The sequence below is a fragment of the Porphyromonas crevioricanis genome (assembly GCF_900167225.1).
GTDB lineage: Bacteria > Bacteroidota > Bacteroidia > Bacteroidales > Porphyromonadaceae > Porphyromonas > Porphyromonas crevioricanis.
The window spans coordinates 112,722-129,957 of the sequence record NZ_FUXH01000001.1 but is presented as its reverse complement, the minus strand read 5'-3'; the positions used below and the strand labels follow the sequence as shown (position 1 = coordinate 129,957).

The window sequence follows — 17,236 nt, the reverse complement described above, 5'->3', positions numbered from 1 at the left end:
AAATTGGCACTATGAGTGACCTGTACATAAACCTACAATCCATCCAAGCTCTGTATGATGCTGAGATAGAAAGATTGGCTGTGCAGTCCGGCAAGACTTTACTGGAACGAAAGAAGGAAGACAAAAATCATGTATTAGGCTGGGTAGATACTCCCATCAGTATGCAGGAAGAAGACTTCCTTCGGATAGAACGAGCAGCCTCTACTTTCTCAGGCTGCGATTTTGTGATATGCATCGGTATTGGTGGGAGTTATTTGGGAGGGAGGGCCGTAATACAGGCCCTCGGGCATAGCTTTGAAAGCTATCGAACAACACATAAGCATCCGCAAGTCCTCTTTGCCGGGCAGAATATCTGTCAGGACTATCTATATGAACTCATGATGCTGCTCCAAGATAGAAGTTTTGGCATCATACATATATCAAAGAGTGGCACAACCACAGAGCCGGCTATTGCCTTTCGTTTCTTGCGAGACCTCTTGATAGGAAAGGTCGGAGAGAAAGAAGCCGATCGGCTTACAGTAGTCATAACCAGCCCTTTCTCAGGAGCTTTACGCACTCTGGCTAATCAAAAAAAACTCACAGCATTAGACATCCCGGACAATGTGGGAGGTCGCTTTTCCGTCTTAACAGCTGTGGGATTGTTACCCATGGCTATATCAAGGATAGACATACGCCAGTTGCTCAATGGTGCAAAAAGGATGAGAGAGCAATGTCTGTCCGTGGCTTTTGACAAAAATCCGGCCATGCGCTTTGCGGCGGCCCGATATGCACTTTACATGAGTGGGAAAAAAATCGAAATTTTGGCAACCTCCACTCCAAAACTGCATTTCTTCTCTGAGTGGTGGAAGCAGCTCTTTGCCGAAAGCGAAGGGAAGCAGCAACGAGGTCTTTTTCCTGCTGCCATTACGCTCACTACCGATCTCCATTCTATGGGACAGTGGATACAGCAAGGGGAGCGAAGTATATTTGAAACCTATGTCACTGTAGATAAATGTAGAAACAACCTCACTCTTCCTCTCTACGCAGAGGACACCGATCAACTCAATTACATTGCAGGATATAGCCCCAATGAAATCAACCGACAGGCCCTCATTGGCAGCCAGATGGCCCATACCGAGGGAGAGGTGCCAATACTTGAAGTCAGTGTACCGGAGCTAAACGCCTACTGCATGGGACAACTCCTTTACTTCTTCGAGTTTGTGGTGGCTATCGGAGGTCTCATGCTGAAGGTTAATCCATTCGATCAACCTGGAGTGGAGGCCTACAAAGTCAATACATTTAGGCTACTCAAAAGGCCCGGGTACTAATTATCCGTAGAAACCAAAAAGAAAAAGAATCACACTATGATGAAATACAGCAAACAACCGGCATTGGCTCTGCCAGAGTATGGACGAAACATACAAAACATGGTGAACCATTGTCTCTCAATACCAGACCGAGTTGAGCGAAACTTTTGTGCACGATCCATCGTTCGGATCATGTCCGGTATGTTTCCAGAATTTAAGGTAAACAATGGCAATAATGAGAATGTCTATTGGGATCATCTTGCTATCATGGCCGACTTCAAGCTCGATATAGACTATCCTTGCGAGGTTATTCGCAAAGATCAGCTGGAGAAGCAGCCGACAAAAGTCCCCTACCCCGACAATGACATCATCTATCGACACTATGGTCACATCGTGCAAGAGCTCATCAAGAAAGCATCTGAGATGAAACCGGGAGAGGAGCGGGAAGCCCTATCTCTAATGATCGCAAATCAGATGAAACGCTCCTATGCCAATTGGAATAAACCGGAAGTAACCGACTTTAGAATATTCAAGGATCTATACGAATTTTCAGACGGAGAAATAGAACTCTCGGAGGATAGGCACATCTTGTCGAAGCCGGAAATACATCAGCAAGACAATACCACAAAACAGGGCAACAAGAAAAAGAAAAAGAAGTGACAAGAGACCGGATCGGTCCTCTCTTTCACAATCGTGAGAGAAAAGCAGACTTGCCAACAATTAAGTAGAACAACGAATCTTTTATTTACTATGGGCTCATTCGTTATTGAAGGTGGATACAAATTGAAAGGAGAGATTGTTCCTCAAGGGGCAAAAAATGAGGCACTGCAAATCATTTCGGCTACCCTTCTGACCAGTGAAAAGGTAACAATACACAATGTACCGGACATTCTGGATGTCAATAATCTAATAGACCTATTGCGTCTGATGGGCGTAAAAGTGGATCGGCTAAATAGCAGTAGCTATTCTTTTTGTGCTTCAGACATCAATTGGGATTTCATAAAAGACGAATCCTTTCTACTCAAAAGTCGCAAGCTGAGGGGTTCTGTCTTACTCGTCGGTCCAATGATTGCTCGTTTTGGCTATGCCATATTCCCCAAGCCAGGAGGAGACAAAATCGGGCGTAGACGTCTGGACACCCATATCACAGGTATCATGGCCTTGGGAGCTGACTGTGAGTATATCAAGCCAAAGCAAAGCTATGAGTTAAAGGTTTCTGGAAAACTCCGTGGCACCTATATGCTGCTGGATGAAGCCTCTGTAACCGGCACAGCCAATATCGTCATGGCAGCCACACTGGCTGAAGGGGTTACCACAGTATATAATGCAGCCTGCGAGCCTTATCTGCAACAGCTTTGCAAACTCCTTGTGTCTATGGGTGCGAAAATAGAAGGCATCGGATCCAATTTGCTTACTATTACAGGCGTTGATTCACTTCACGTCGCTGAGCACCGTATCTTGCCAGACATGATTGAAGTTGGCAGTTTCGTTGGTATGGCTGCAATGACCGGTTCCAGCATCACGATCAAGGATGTAAGTCTGCCAGACTTAGGAATTATTGTTCCCTCGTTCAGACGGCTCGGAATTCAGGTACAAGAGCAGGGGGATGACCTCCTTGTACCGGAGCAGGAGATATATGAGATAGAAACCTTTATGGATGGTTCCATCATGACTATTGCCGACGCTCCATGGCCAGGACTCTCTCCAGACTTACTCAGCGTGTTTCTGGTTGTTGCCACTCAGGCAAGAGGTTCTGTGTTGATACACCAAAAGATGTTTGAGAGCCGTCTCTTCTTCGTAGACAAATTGATCGACATGGGGGCACAAATTATTCTTTGTGACCCACATCGAGCCACAATTATAGGGCTGGGCAAACGCTATAGTCTCAGGGCTGCACAAATGACATCCCCAGATATAAGAGCCGGTATAGCCCTATTGATAGCTGCTATGAGTGCGGAAGGTACCAGCATCATACACAACATTGATCAAATAGACCGAGGATACCAAAATATAGAACATAGACTCAATGCACTTGGAGCACACATCTCTCGCCTTTCTTGATCCAATAAATCAGTCAGATCTATTGCCAGTCGGTCGAACACTCAAGCCGCACGCCCTTTCTGGAGAAATCGCATGTGAGTTGGATATAGACCCGTCCGCTCTGCTTGAAGACGAGAGCGAGAGATTTTTCCTATTCATAGAATTGGATGCTCTTCCAATCCCTTTTCGGGTATTAAGTTATCGATCTAAAAGAGACTTGGCGTTACTCCGTTTCGCAGAAGTAAACAACTCCGACGAAGCTCTCCGTATATCTGGATGTAAACTTTATATACAGTCAAAGTACATCGAAGACGAAGCTGAACTGAACAACCCAAACCGACTCCTTGGATACCATATTATTGACAAAAAAAAGAATGAGGTAGGAGAAATAGTATCGGTAGATGAATCTACCATCAACCCTTTGTTTGAACTGTGTCTATCATCCTCCAAAGACAAAAAAGTACTTGTCCCGGCAGCTAAGGAGCTCATTATCGAGATAGATCACTCCAAGAAAACTATCGAACTGAATATCCCATCCGGCATCTTGGATCTATGAAAAAAAGAAATGTTGCAATACTAGGATCTACAGGATCTATCGGTACCCAAGCTCTCGACATAATAAGAGATAATCCGGATCTCCTATCGGCGTATGTGATTACCGGGCGTAATAATGCAGATTTACTAATCAAACAAGCTATCGAATTTGAGCCGGAGGTAGTTGTTGTGGCTAATGAGACCCACTACATCAAGGTTAAAGAAGCTTTGGCACACCTCCCTATCAAAGTCTGGAGTGGAGCCGATGCCATTGCTGATGCTGCAACATTAGAAGCAGTAGACATCGTACTCACAGCCATGGTCGGTTATGCAGGTCTACTCCCCACCCTTGCAGCTGCCGATGCCGGAAAAACAATTGCACTTGCCAACAAAGAGACGCTGGTTGTTGCAGGAAGGCTTGTGATGGAAAAAGTACACACAGGGAACGCATCCATTATCCCGGTAGACTCGGAGCACTCGGCTATTTTCCAATGTTTGGTGGGAGAATTCAATCCGATAGCAAAGATTTTACTCACAGCCTCAGGTGGGCCATTCCTGCACAGACCAGGAGATACTTTCAACTCAATCTGTCCGGCTGATGCCTTAAAACATCCCAACTGGCAAATGGGGGCCAAGGTGACAATAGATTCAGCCTCTCTTATGAACAAAGGGTTTGAAATGATTGAAGCCCATTGGCTCTTCGGATGCCCCGTAGATAGAATAGAAGTATTGGTACACCCGGAAAGTATCGTCCACTCTATGGTAGAGTTTGCAGATGGAAGTATAAAGGCCCAACTTGGTATTCCAGACATGCGTCTGCCCATTAGCTACGCTTTGGGGCTCACTCGCAGAATACCAAACAGCTATCCTCGGGTTGATTTCTTCGGAAAAAATTTGTCCTTTTTTCCCCCCGATACCAAAAGATTTCCAAACTTGGAGTTGGCCTATCGAGCCATTCGTCAGGGAGGGAATATACCCTGTATCCTAAATGCGGCCAATGAAGTAGCAGTGGAGGCTTTTCTCAAGGAAGATTTGAGCTTTACCAGGATGTCCTCTTTGTTGGAGTATTGCATGACAAAGATTTCTTACATCACCACCCCATGTCTAGAAGATCTAATTGACACAGATAAAGAAACGAGAGAACTCGCATACTCCTTTCTGAATTGTCTACCCTCTTAAATTCTTGTTGGCATGTGGATACATAACCCTCTCTATGTTTCCCCATGATGAAAAAATGAGACTCAATTGGGCTTAGCAAAAAAGAAAAGAGCTTTTCCCCTTGTTATTTGCTCTCACGGAACTTTAAGATGCCCCGAACTGGTTTTATTCATCCCATACTAATCCATTAACTTTGCCGGCAATGGGAAGAATATTAGCCATTGATTATGGATTGAAGCGTTGTGGCATTGCTGTGACGGACGTGCTCGGCATGATCCCAGGAGGATTATGCACGGTGGCAACATATACGCTTGAGAAATTTCTATCCGACTACATTGCCAAAGAGCCAATAGACCTCATTCTTGTCGGTTACCCACGACAAATGAACGGGCAAGAATCTGAGTCCATGGCGAAGATTCGTCCCTTTGTGGAAAAACTCAAAAAGAAATACCCAGATATACCTGTGGAATACGAAGACGAACGATTCACTTCCGTCTTGGCACAGCGGTCTATCATCGAAGCCGGGATCCCCAAAATGAAAAGGAGGAATAAGGGATTGGTTGATGAAGTAAGCGCAGTGATCATACTACAATCCTACTTAGAACGGAAGGATTATCGCTCTTCTTTCTAACAAGAACATAGACCAAAATAAAAATGACAATAGCATGAATCTACCTATCTACCTATATGGCCAACCTGTACTGCGAAAAGTAGCTGAAGATATTTCCCCCGACTACCCCGACCTATCCTCCTTGATAGCCCGAATGTGGGAGACTATGTACGAATCCGATGGCATTGGTTTGGCTGCTCCTCAAATCGGAAAATCTATCCGACTATTAGTAATAGACGCTGATGTATTGGCAGAAGAATGTCCTGAGTGTAAGGGGTTCAAACGATGTATGATCAATGCCCATATCCAAGAAATGGGAGAAGAGACTTGTACAGAAAACGAAGGTTGTTTGAGCCTACCTGGCATCAATGAAAAGGTATCTCGCCCTTACTCCATACAAATAAGCTATATGGACGAGAATTTCAACTCTCACGAAGAAACGCTCAGCGGATTTGCAGCACGAGTTGTACAGCATGAGTACGACCATTTGGAGGGCAAGCTTTTTATCGATCACATCAACTCGCTGCGCAAGCAAATGATCAAGAGTAAGCTCAATAAGATTCTCAAAGGACAGGTTCGTACAACCTACCGTAGCATTCCGGTTGGTAGGTGAAATGACCAGAAAATCATAATCCATGCAAAGAAGCCTCTACATAAGATCTGTCCTATTTTCATTATGCATTTTACTACTTATGCCTGCAACCCTATTGGCGCAAATAGATGCCGACCGGGTGATGCGTATTGGCAGAAATGCTCTGTATTACAACGATTATGTGGTGGCTATCGGTTACTTCAATCAGGTAATAGGGACTCGTCCTTGGCTAGCAGAACCTTATTTCTATCGCTCCATTGCCAAGCTCAGTTTGGAAGATTACAGTGGAGCTCTCGGTGATGCCGACTCTGCCCTGAGGCAAAATCGATTTATACCGGGGGCCTATTTGGTACGAGGCATTGCCCGACAAAACACCCAACAGTATGAAAAAGCCGAAGCAGACTACCGCAAAGGACTGCAACTGGCTCCAAATAATGAAGGGTTAGGCCTGAATCTAACAAACCTACTCCTCTACCGAGAGCAATACGGAGCTGCAGACACTGCTGCACGAGATCTTCTACAATATCATCCTCAATCTCAAGCCGGGAAACTCATGCTTGCCGAAGCTCGTTGGGGACTCCAAGACAGCATTACAGCATTAGACCTGATCGGAGCTATCATCAAAGACGACTCCCTCTTTGCCCCAGCCTATCTCAGCCGATCCAAGATATACTACCAAAACGAAAAATTACAAGAAGCAATTACAGATCTGGATCAAGCAATAGCAATCGCTCCCGAGGAATTGAACAGCTATGTCAACAGAGGGATCATGCGCTATCAAAACAATGATATTCGAGGAGCAATGGCCGATTATGACCATGTGATAGAAGAAGATCCAGAACATCATTTGGCACGGTACAATCGAGCCCTTCTGAAAACCTATGTGGGGAGCTATAGTAAGGCCTTATCCGACTTTGATGTGGTAATCCGTCAAGAACCGGATAACCATTTCGCCTTATACAATAGAGGATTGATCCTTAGTCGCAATAGCCGTTACAACGAAGCAATCAAAGACTTCGACAAAGTATTGACTGCCTACCCCGACTTCTCCATTTGTTACTTGGCACGATCGGAGGCCAAGAGAGGATTGGGTAAAATGAAAGATGCCGAACGAGACTACCTAACAGCAATCAAGCTGGAAGAGAAACAACAGAGAGAGATCAAAAGAAACCCAAATCTACCGACACTTAAGAAAAAGCAGAGTGACAACAAGGAAGAAAGTCGAGACGAACGAGACAGGAATATAGAAAAGTTCAACCTTCTTGTGATGTCTTCGGATAGATCCAAAGCTTCCAGCGAATATGCAAGCAAACTGAGGGGACGCATCCAAAACAAAGATGTAAACATCAATACCAGGGAACTGTTTACTCTCACTTATTATTGTGGGATAAACGAAGAAAACTTGCCCGTCTCCTACTTCGATAATACTGTTGAACAACTTAATGCTACAAGCTCACTCCCTCTCAGGCTGATTGTATGCAATACCAATACTCCTATTAATACAGGACAAATAGAATTTCTGGAGCAGGAAATCAAAACAACATCTGGACACACGCTCGTCTCTTCTCGGATAAGGCAAGGGTTAGCCTATTTGCAGATGCAAAATCATGAGCAAGCAATCACTCTCTTCGATGTGATCCTTGCTCAAGACTCCTCTTTTGCCATTGCCTATTTGGGCCGGTCAATAGCCCGATCCAGATTAGCCTTGGCAGACCGCGACAATCACATCGGAGAAGAACAATCTCCACTAAAATCTGAAAGCAGTAGTATCCCCTCCTCAAATACGCCCCAGCCAAGCTTAAAAAAGCCATCTCTCATAAGGGGGCAACTTCAACAGGCTGTTTCCGACCTTGACAGAGTGATATTACTATCACCTCATTCTGCTATCGCCTACTACAATAGAGCTTGGATTTTAGCTGAGCAGGGAGATAGTGCTTCAGCCATATCTGACTACACTTCGGCAATAGAGATCTACCCGAAATTTGCTGACGCATACTACAATCGAGGGTTGCTCTTGCTATCTGTAGGTAAAGCCTCCGAAGGGATAGCCGACTTGAGTAAAGCCGGGGAACTTGGGTTATACGAAGTATACAGTATCATCAAGCGATTCAACAAATAAATGCTCACCGTAAACAAGCTAACCGTAGATTTTGGCAAAAGACTTTTGTTCGATGATGTTAACTTTTCGATATCAGCTTCCGAACATATAGCCCTTGTGGGGCGAAACGGAGCTGGCAAAAGCACTCTGCTAAAACTAATTGCAGGAAAAGAAGAGCCTACAGCTGGAACTATATCGATACCCGGAGATTACGAAATAGGCTACTTGCCACAAGTCATGCAACTTGATGATACACGTACAGTCTATCAGGAAGTAGAGCGTGCTTTTGAGCACATAGCCGTCTTAGAGCAGGAAGTAGAAGCCCTGACTAAACAGATACAAGAGCAGACTGATTACGAATCCGAAGAGTATCAAGATCTACTGCAACGCTTCTCAAATAAATCCGAAGCTCTCGAATTATCCAGACAAGGAGGGAACTATCATGCCCAAATAGAACGAACGCTCATAGGGTTAGGATTCAAGAGATCAGATTTTGATAGACCTACTTCCTCTTTTAGTGGAGGGTGGCGTATGCGTATAGAGTTAGCACGCATCTTGCTAAAATGTCCTGACCTACTATTGCTTGATGAACCGACCAACCATTTAGATATAGAATCCATCCGCTGGCTGGAAAAATTCATCGCAAACTCAAAGCGAGCTCTTATACTCGTATCTCACGATCGTAGCTTTGTAGACAACACGACCTCTCGTACAATAGAACTTGAGCTGGGTAAACTGTATGACTACAAAACGAACTACAGCAATTATCTTTCTCTCAGACAAGAACGAATAGAGCAACAACGGCGGGCCTTTGAAAATCAACAGAAAAAGATCCGAGAGACAGAGGACTTCATTGAACGATTCCGCTACAAAGCGACTAAAGCGGTACAAGTACAAAGCCGAATTAAACAACTGGATAAGATAGAGCGTATCACCATAGAGGAGACTGACAATCGCAGCATGAATTTCAGTTTTCGTCCTGCTCAACCCTCCGGAGCCTACCCCGTAATAGTAGAAGATATGGGTAAAGCCTTCGGAGCACATCAAGTCTTCGACCATGCTACTTTCACAATAGAGCGAGGAGAGAAAGTAGCCTTTGTCGGACGAAATGGGGAAGGAAAAACCACAATGATACGCTGCATTATGGGGCAATACACTGACTATACGGGAAAACTAACGATCGGACATAATGTAGAGCTAAATTATTTTGCGCAAAATGAGGCACAAGAACTCAATCCTAGACTTACCGTTTTCGACACTATAGACAGAGAAGCAACAGGAGAGATTAGGACCAAAATCAACGACTTATTAGGTGCTTTCATGTTCGGAGGAGAAGAATCCGAAAAGAAAGTTGGGATGCTAAGTGGGGGAGAAAGAGCGAGATTAGCCATCATCAAACTACTTCTTCACCCTGCCAACCTGTTGATTCTCGACGAACCCACGAATCATTTGGATATTCGTTCCAAAGAAGTCCTGAAAGAGGCGATCAACAAATTTGAAGGAACTGTGATACTCGTCTCTCATGATAGATTTTTCCTCGATGGTTTGGTAAGCAAGGTATATGAGTTTAAGGATGGACGAGTCAAAGAGTATTTAGGTGGAATGAGGGATTATCTGGAGCATTCCTCTTTCTCAGATTCTATCGCTATACAACATGATACACAAATATCCACTCCAGAAAAGACCGAAGAAGTTGGAGCATCTGCACAAGACTACCAAAATCAAAAACAAATACGTGCTCGACGAAAACAAATAGAAAAAGAAATAACTGAAGCCGAAGATCTAATAGACCAGCTGGAAAATACTATCGCCGACATGGAGAGAAAGATGTCTACTCCGGAAATTCAGTATGACGAAATTTTCTACAAAGAGTACGAGAAAACAAAAAAAGATCTTGCCGAGACAATGATAAACTGGGAGAGAGCATCCTCCGAACTCGAAAAGCTATGATTTCAACAGAGCATATATCAGAACATCAGGAAGACAAGAGCGAGCTAATATCAGGGCAGCAAGTCTGCAAATTTGCAGACGTAGAAGTCCTGAGATATACCCTACCAAGCTATTTTGACGGGCTTCCTATCAATCTCAAAAAACTCGTTTACTACCTCTCAGAAGCGACTCTTGCCGGGAGGGATATCTATACAGACCAGAATTGTCGCTACAACCTGCTCGTAAGGACTGTGTTGGAACGGATCTATATGCACTACAAAGGAGATAGACAGACCTCTTCTTTCAAAGATTTTGTCTGTTACCTACGTCGTGTTTGGTTTTCCAATGGTCTGCACCACCATTATGGAGAAGACAAACTCAAGCCGTCTTTCGATGAAACTTATTTCAGACAACTATTTGAGAGCTGTGCAAAAGAGGGGTACCTCGACTTGCTACCATCTCCCAGAGAAGGAGAAAAAGTTTCTCTCGACATGATATGCAAGTTGCTCTACTCTCCCGATGTAGTAGCTCGTCGCACTGTACAGAGTGGAGAGCAAGATCCGATACAATCTTCATCTGTACACTTCTATGCAGAGGGTATTAGCAGCTCCGAGGTCGAGGCTTTCTACAAAGATCTGTCATCCCAACCGGGAGCCCCTCATTCTATCGGTCTCAATACATTCCTCGACAGGAAAGAAACGGGAGAATTGGTAGAAAAACGCAGAACAAGCAAGGAAGGCCCGTATGCAAGCTACATACAGAAAATCATAGCGAATCTCAAGAAAGCCAAACAGGAAGAAACCTCACCACAAAGACAAGAGATAATACAATTACTGATCGACTTCTATGTCGAAGGAGATCTTCGCATCTTTGATCGCTACTGCATTGCATGGACTCAAGATACAGATTCAGACATCGATTTCATAAACGGCTTCATAGAGACCTACCAAGATCCACTCGGACTAAAAGGCAGTTGGGAAGGCTTGGTAGAGATCATAGACCATAAAGCCTCAGAGCAGACCCGTCTGCTCTCTCAACATGCAGATTGGTTTGAGCAACGAGCCCCTATTGATGAGGCATATCGCAAACCCAACCCTTGCGGTATCTCCGCCACGGTTGTACATGTGGCAATGCTGGGAGGAGACTCCTATCCAGCCCCTCCTATAGGGATCAACCTACCGAATGCCGATGCCATACGAACCAAATACGGCTCAAAAAGTATTCGTATCGAAAATATACATGCAGCCTACGACAACGCCTCTTCGCATAGAAAAGAGGATGAGCTTTTCATTCCCAACGAAGAAGTACGTCAAATGCTGGAGAGATACGAATCACAAACCTCCCGACTTCATACAGACCTGCACGAATGCCTTGGACATGGGTCAGGACAACTTGCCCCCGGAGTATCGGCCGATGCCTTAGGCCAGTGGCATTCGACCATAGAGGAGGCCAGAGCTGATCTTTTTGCTTTGTACTTTATTGCTGATCCCAAAATGCTTGAATTAGGGTTACTGCCAAATCAAGAAGCCTACAAAGCAGAATACTACAGATATCTGCATAATGGGTTAATCAAACAGTTGGTACGTATCCGGTCTGGACAACGCATAGAGGAAGCTCACATGAGGAATCGGGCTTTGATCTCTCGCTGGGTGATCGATACTTTACCAAAAGAAGTTCTGGAGCAAGAGGGAACAAATCTAATCATACATAAATACGAACCCATCCGGGAGGCTTTCGGTAGTTTGCTGAAGGAGATACAACGTATCAAAAGCTGCGGAGACGCCCTTGCTGCAAAAGATCTTGTCAAGACCTATGGCATCGAAGTACCTCAAAAATTGCACCAAGACATCTTGAATTTATACTCTCAGCTTAATAATCCTCCGTATAAAGGCTTTGTCAACCCTCGGTTATACTGCCGAAAGGACACGGACGGCAATATAACGGATATATACCCCGATTACACCGAAACTTTCGACGAACAAATGCTCCGCTATAGCCGCACCTATAACGGACAAGGCAGCCTATACTCTCAACAGCTCCAAGATATTGAGGCTATCGCTCCCGACACACAAACTGAAGAGGCAGCCCGCAGAATACGCCAAGCTCTGCGCACTCGTATGGATGGGGAAGTGGCTTCTCATATGCGCAAACACGGTTTGGAGTATAAAATCAACTTCGGCATTACACGCGATCATCTATCTCAACTCGCTCGTTCGGAGCAACCATCTGTAAACTTGGCAACATACCTATGGTCACGCTCCGTAAGGGAGTTAAAACTCCTTGCTTTGAGACTATGGCCAGCCGAAGAACTTAGCTCCAATGAAGCTCTTCGCCTTGCAGTAGATTGTGAAGGAAAAGCTGAGCTTGCCGACGAACTAATTGCCCTTCTCTTCGATCGCTGCCCCAAAGCTCCGGCTTGGGCTATGCAATGGCTATGCTCCGGTTTGGCAGTGCAATCAATTGCTCTAAACACTCTCTCCAGAGCTATTTTGAGGGGTCAATACACGCCTAATGAAATCGAATTGAACTGTCTCTCCGACATCTGCATAAACTGCATATCAGAAACAGCCAGTTCAGAACATTATAGACCTAAGGCAGCCCTTCTATGTTTAGAGCGCATGGCCACAATATCTCCCGAAAACAGAAAATACATCCAGGCCCAAATTGCCATCTTGGAGGACAATCGACAAAAGGAAGTGCAGGAGACCCTGTCGGCAATACGCTTTGTTTTGGATAACGCCTAAAACGTCATGCGATGAAAACAACTCCTTACAGACAACTATCAAATGATGAGATAGCTCAGCTAAAGACCAATGGCTGCTTTGCAGAAGATTGGTCTTTGATTAAAATCACGAGCGAGGACTTCCAGACAGATCATGTGTATGATGTGTATTTCGCAGGAGAATGTTCACTTGGGGCCAATAAGGGCCACGTCATCCTCCCTTCCGGACTTCGGCTTCCTGCCGGGGTTTATCGCTGTTCGCTATACAACTGCCACATAGGAGACAATTGTCGCATCGCAAACATAGGAAGACATATTTCTAACTACCAAATCGGAGAAAGCTGTCTCATCTCAGACTGCTCTCTATTAGAGACAAACGAAGAAAGCTCCTTTGCTCAAGGAGAAGAGATAGCAGTACTTAATGAGAGCGGAGGTCGAGAAATCTTGCTTACAGACCTACTCTCGGCACAAACAGCTTATCTGATGGCTATGTACCGAGACCGACCCAAGTTGCAGAAAAAGCTCCGACAACTCTCAAAGAAAAGAGCCGAACAGAAGCAAAGCTCCTTAGGGCAAATCGGGAATGGATGCCGGTTGCTCAGCTGTTCACAAATAAAGAATGTACTTATAGGAAATTCGGCCGAATTGGAAGGCTGCACCCTTATCGAAGATTGCAGTATTGTCAGCTCTTCAGAAAGTCCGACCAAGATAGGATCGGGCACAACAATAAAAAAGACCGTCATAGCAGACGGAGCCTGCGTAGACGATGGAGCGCATATTGTTCACTGTTTTGTGGGGCAGGCCTGCCATATTTCAGCTCACTTCAGTGCTGAGAACTCTCTCTTTTTTGCCAATTCAGTCATGCACAATGGAGAGAGTTGCGCAGCCTTTCTCGGTCCGCATTCGATATCCATGCACAAGGCTAACCTATTGATCGGTGGCTATTTCTCTTTTAGCAACAGTGGTAGTGGCAGCAATCAAAGCAATCATTACTACCGGCTTGGACCTATACACCATGGTATTGTAGAACGAGGAGGGAAACTGGCAAGCGACTCTTACCTCCTATGGCCCTCCCGCATCGGAGCATTCAGCCTGATAAAGGGGCGACATGGCTCCGGACTCGACAGCGCAGACTTCCCTTTTTCTTATTTGATAGGACAAGATGACCATACAGACCTCAAACCCGGCTATATGCTCGGAAGCATAGGTCTGCTTCGTGATGCTCAAAAGTGGTCTCTTAGAGACAAACGCAAGGGTGAACTGCAAGACTTTATCTCTTATCAGGTATTAAGCCCCTACACCATGGGGAAAGTTGCCAAAGGGCTTACCAAGCTTAGGGAAACTAAAACAGAGAGACTTTCCAACCAATTATCCGTTTCCGAAAAAGCAAAACAAAGGGGGATAAAACTCTACACACTCATTTCCGACTATTACCTTCTCCGTGTACTGTTAAAGTACTTGCAGGGCATAGAGCATCCGGACAGGCAAATTTCAATCGAATTACCATCACCTCAATCCGGCAATGAGTGGTGCGACCTCTGCGGCTTGCTGCTACCTCAGACAGCAGTAGAGGAATTGATCTCTTTTGTTTTGTCGGATAAGTGCTCAACTTTACAAGAAATCAATCTATATATCCAAAGACTGCATCATTCCTACAATTCATTTGAATGGGCATGGTACTCCACAGCTCTCAAACTTTTCAAAGGAATTGATCAGCCCAACCTCCGTGCTCCTCTTATTTGCAATATACTGAGGTCCGGACTACGCTCCTTGGCTCAACTGTCGGGCTATATCTATGAGGATGCACAAAAAGAGTTTGCCTCATCCATGCAAGTTGGATTCGGGATAGATGGAGATATATCGGCACGCCAAAAAGATTTCCAATCGGTTCGTTCAGGAAACAAAACACAAGAAACATTAGATACAATAGCAACTAACATCACAGAGATTTTCCGGCAAACAACTGATTACCTGCAGCGAATATCTGGAGAAGATTTCCGTGCTGAGACTGACCGCCTCATAGCCCGACACTGCCCGTTCATTACCCCGAATTGGGAGCGAGGACAATAATTGGGCTACTTTCGGTGTTTTATTGATCGAAGATGAAGTCTACCAAGCTACATATATTAGGATTGCTACTAACCCTGCTTAGCTTGTCTGTAGGACAGACGAGTAACGCTTTGGCACAACGGGAAGTTCCCAAGAACAGACCATATGCAGATATGAAGCTGTACCATTTGGGCTTTTTCATTGGTTCGGACTTCCAAGACCTCAAGATCAGTAACGCTGGATTTGTGGATGAGCAGGGACGGAGCTTATTTGCAGATATTAGTTCCTATTCGCCCGGCTTCATCGTAGGAGTAATAGCCAACCTTAATCTTCTTCCAGATCTTGACTTGCGTTTTTTACCGGCTCTACATTTCGGAGATCGAAGTTTTGCCTACAGTGATGGGCAAACGGAGATCAAACGATTCTCCCAAAGGTCGAACTATCTGTCAGCTCCTCTGATGCTTAAATACAGCTCTCGCAGACTAAACAACATGCGCCCATATGTCATCGGAGGAGGCTATGCTGCATTGGAGTTGGGACAAAAAGAGGGTGCCTATCTCAAGATGAAACCCTTGGATTTCGGGCTAAAAATAGGCATCGGCTGCGACTTCTATATGCCTTTCTTCAAATTATGTCCAGAATTAACCTTCGCCTGGGGGTTCGTCAATGTACTGCAACCTGATCGACCCGACTTGGCCGAGTCTCCCGATCTGATCTATACACAGACGATAGGAAAGGCTGTGACTCGGATGGTCACACTTACATTCAACTTTGAATAGGCACTACCGCAAATCGACACACTATTTTCCCCACAAACCTGAAAGAGAAACTTCTGAAGAGAGAGAGAGAGAATGGGCATAAATCTATCGATGCTTGCCCGACACCAAACACATTGCACGCAATAGAACAAACAGTATTCCCTAAACATTCTGAGGAAACTCTCTGAAATATATTTCCTCGCCCCAGAATACACACTTTCGTTTATTTCTGCATTTTTATGTTTCCTCTACATACTTCCTTTTCTGTTCAGATAAGGGGGTCTGAGGCGGTGTTTTTCTACTCCTTTTTGAGAGGTGACAGGAGACATTTTTTGCTGACACGGGAGAGAGCAAAAATTCTCTCCCGTGAGAGCAAACTTTTTCTCCTGTGTTAGCAAAATTTCTCTCAGGAGAGAAATTCGACCCTCTCAGAACGCCCTATTCATAGGCATTCTGGGGAGGCATTAAAAAGCCGATAAAAGAGGATTGGATTTGTCCGCCTACGGCAAGCCCTTTTCCCCCTATTTTCCGGATTTTACCCCGAGCAAAAGTTTACAAATCATGCCAGATTTGACGGGAAGAAACAGGACTCTATTTCAAGAGTACTACCTCGAAGATTGTTCCCCATCTTCTCCGGCTTTGGCCATGCAACTTAGTATGCCTGTTGCTCACTTTATCAATGTTCCTTTCAGGCCTGAAATAGTTATTGTTATTGCTGCAATTGTACTATCTTTGCTTCGTTTCTCAAAAGCAAGAAAACATCTTAAGAATTAAACATAGCTATGTCTAAAAAAGAACTTCCAAACGACAAAGTGATCGAGGAGATCGCATCGAAATCCGAGCGTTATGTAGAAAAAAACATTTCTAAGATCCTCGTTGTGGTATTGGCTCTGATTGCCATTGTGGCTGGTGTATTTGCCTATCTGCAATTCGTAAAAAAGCCTAAGGCAGAGAAAGCTGCGACAGAGCTTTACATGGCAGAAAGTGCATTCATGGAAGAAAGAGATTCTTTGGCCCTGAATGGATCGACCAACAACTTAGGTTTGCTCGAAATTGCCAAAAAGTATTCATCCACTCCTTCGGGAAATCTAAGCCATGCTTACATAGGAATTATCTACTACGACATGGGCAAATACGAAGAAGCCTTGCAAGAGCTGAAAAAGTTCTCTGCTTCTGAAAAAATAGTTTCTCCCTCTATCGAACGGCTCAAAGGGGACTGCTATGTACAATTAGATAAGCCACAAGAAGCGATTAAAAGCTTTGAAAAAGCAGCCAAAGATGCCTCAAACGAAGCTATCTCTCCTCTCTGCCTACTCAAAGCCGGCCGTGTATACGAAAGTTTGAAAGATTACGACAATGCGCTCAAGACCTATCAGACAATCAAGGAAAAATACTACATGGCACCGGAAGCCAATACTGTAGCTGCTGACATCATACGGGTAGAATCGCTGAAAAAATAA

The 17,236-nt window shown here is 44.7% G+C and carries 13 protein-coding genes and 1 pseudogene; all 14 read left to right on the top strand.

What is annotated here, in order from left to right:
- Nucleotides 1-11 precede the first annotated feature (11 nt).
- Nucleotides 12-1,307 (top strand): glucose-6-phosphate isomerase, encoded by a 1,296-nt coding sequence (locus B5D48_RS00575; RefSeq protein ID WP_023938872.1) that lies wholly within the window; start codon nucleotides 12-14, stop codon nucleotides 1,305-1,307.
- 36 nt (nucleotides 1,308-1,343) lie between these two features.
- A complete protein-coding gene (locus tag B5D48_RS00570; RefSeq protein ID WP_023938871.1) occupies nucleotides 1,344-1,946 on the top strand; it encodes a DUF4290 domain-containing protein in 603 nt (200 codons plus the stop codon).
- 90 nt (nucleotides 1,947-2,036) lie between these two features.
- On the top strand, nucleotides 2,037-3,347 hold the full coding sequence (gene murA, locus B5D48_RS00565; protein ID WP_023938870.1) for a UDP-N-acetylglucosamine 1-carboxyvinyltransferase: 1,311 nt from the start codon (nucleotides 2,037-2,039) through the stop codon (nucleotides 3,345-3,347).
- Nucleotides 3,319-3,882 (top strand): ribosome maturation factor RimM, encoded by a 564-nt coding sequence (gene rimM / locus B5D48_RS00560; protein ID WP_158441722.1) that lies wholly within the window; start codon nucleotides 3,319-3,321, stop codon nucleotides 3,880-3,882. Before murA ends, rimM begins: the two co-directional genes overlap by 29 nt.
- Nucleotides 3,879-5,039: a 1-deoxy-D-xylulose-5-phosphate reductoisomerase gene (dxr, locus tag B5D48_RS00555; RefSeq protein WP_023938868.1), complete on the top strand. Its 1,161-nt coding sequence runs from the start codon at nucleotides 3,879-3,881 to the stop codon at nucleotides 5,037-5,039. Before rimM ends, dxr begins: the two co-directional genes overlap by 4 nt.
- 181 nt (nucleotides 5,040-5,220) lie before the next feature.
- Nucleotides 5,221-5,649, top strand: coding sequence for a Holliday junction resolvase RuvX (gene ruvX / locus B5D48_RS00550; protein ID WP_023938866.1), 429 nt, complete (start codon nucleotides 5,221-5,223; stop codon nucleotides 5,647-5,649).
- A gap of 34 nt (nucleotides 5,650-5,683) precedes the next feature.
- A complete protein-coding gene (def, locus tag B5D48_RS00545) occupies nucleotides 5,684-6,241 on the top strand; it encodes a peptide deformylase (protein WP_023938864.1) in 558 nt (185 codons plus the stop codon).
- A 79-nt stretch (nucleotides 6,242-6,320) separates the two neighbouring features.
- Nucleotides 6,321-8,339, top strand: coding sequence for a tetratricopeptide repeat protein (locus B5D48_RS00540; protein WP_023938862.1), 2,019 nt, complete (start codon nucleotides 6,321-6,323; stop codon nucleotides 8,337-8,339).
- 90 nt (nucleotides 8,340-8,429) lie between these two features.
- Nucleotides 8,430-8,858: pseudogene (locus tag B5D48_RS09375) on the top strand (ATP-binding cassette domain-containing protein); the annotation flags it as partial.
- A complete protein-coding gene (locus B5D48_RS00535; protein WP_439708945.1) occupies nucleotides 8,850-10,268 on the top strand; it encodes an ATP-binding cassette domain-containing protein in 1,419 nt (472 codons plus the stop codon). The pseudogene B5D48_RS09375 and the gene B5D48_RS00535, both read left to right, overlap by 9 nt.
- Entirely contained in the window at nucleotides 10,265-12,991 is a 2,727-nt protein-coding gene (locus B5D48_RS00530; protein ID WP_023938858.1) for a dipeptidyl-peptidase 3 family protein, read from the top strand. Before B5D48_RS00535 ends, B5D48_RS00530 begins: the two co-directional genes overlap by 4 nt.
- A gap of 11 nt (nucleotides 12,992-13,002) precedes the next feature.
- Nucleotides 13,003-15,039 carry a DUF4954 family protein gene (locus B5D48_RS00525; RefSeq protein WP_023938857.1) on the top strand — a complete coding sequence of 679 codons (2,037 nt, stop codon included), beginning with the start codon at nucleotides 13,003-13,005 and terminating at the stop codon, nucleotides 15,037-15,039.
- Nucleotides 15,040-15,071: 32 nt separating this feature from the next.
- Complete coding sequence (gene porT / locus B5D48_RS00520) at nucleotides 15,072-15,797, top strand: type IX secretion/gliding motility protein PorT/SprT (RefSeq protein ID WP_023938855.1); 726 nt, start codon at nucleotides 15,072-15,074, stop codon at nucleotides 15,795-15,797.
- 761 nt (nucleotides 15,798-16,558) lie between these two features.
- Nucleotides 16,559-17,236 carry a tetratricopeptide repeat protein gene (locus B5D48_RS00510; RefSeq protein ID WP_023938845.1) on the top strand — a complete coding sequence of 226 codons (678 nt, stop codon included), beginning with the start codon at nucleotides 16,559-16,561 and terminating at the stop codon, nucleotides 17,234-17,236.

Excerpts from the sequence above, each read along its gene's own strand:
- B5D48_RS00575 (WP_023938872.1), top strand. The coding sequence starts at position 12 with ATGAGTGACCTGTACATAAACCTACAATCCATCCAAGCTCTGTATGAT.
- B5D48_RS00570 (WP_023938871.1), top strand. The coding sequence starts at position 1,344 with ATGATGAAATACAGCAAACAACCGGCATTGGCTCTGCCAGAGTATGGA.
- murA (WP_023938870.1), top strand. The coding sequence starts at position 2,037 with ATGGGCTCATTCGTTATTGAAGGTGGATACAAATTGAAAGGAGAGATT.
- dxr (WP_023938868.1), top strand. The coding sequence starts at position 3,879 with ATGAAAAAAAGAAATGTTGCAATACTAGGATCTACAGGATCTATCGGT.
- ruvX (WP_023938866.1), top strand. The coding sequence starts at position 5,221 with ATGGGAAGAATATTAGCCATTGATTATGGATTGAAGCGTTGTGGCATT.
- def (WP_023938864.1), top strand. The coding sequence starts at position 5,684 with ATGAATCTACCTATCTACCTATATGGCCAACCTGTACTGCGAAAAGTA.
- B5D48_RS00540 (WP_023938862.1), top strand. The coding sequence starts at position 6,321 with ATGCCTGCAACCCTATTGGCGCAAATAGATGCCGACCGGGTGATGCGT.
- B5D48_RS00535 (WP_439708945.1), top strand. The coding sequence starts at position 8,850 with ATGCGTATAGAGTTAGCACGCATCTTGCTAAAATGTCCTGACCTACTA.
- B5D48_RS00530 (WP_023938858.1), top strand. The coding sequence starts at position 10,265 with ATGATTTCAACAGAGCATATATCAGAACATCAGGAAGACAAGAGCGAG.
- B5D48_RS00525 (WP_023938857.1), top strand. The coding sequence starts at position 13,003 with ATGAAAACAACTCCTTACAGACAACTATCAAATGATGAGATAGCTCAG.
- porT (WP_023938855.1), top strand. The coding sequence starts at position 15,072 with ATGAAGTCTACCAAGCTACATATATTAGGATTGCTACTAACCCTGCTT.
- B5D48_RS00510 (WP_023938845.1), top strand. The coding sequence starts at position 16,559 with ATGTCTAAAAAAGAACTTCCAAACGACAAAGTGATCGAGGAGATCGCA.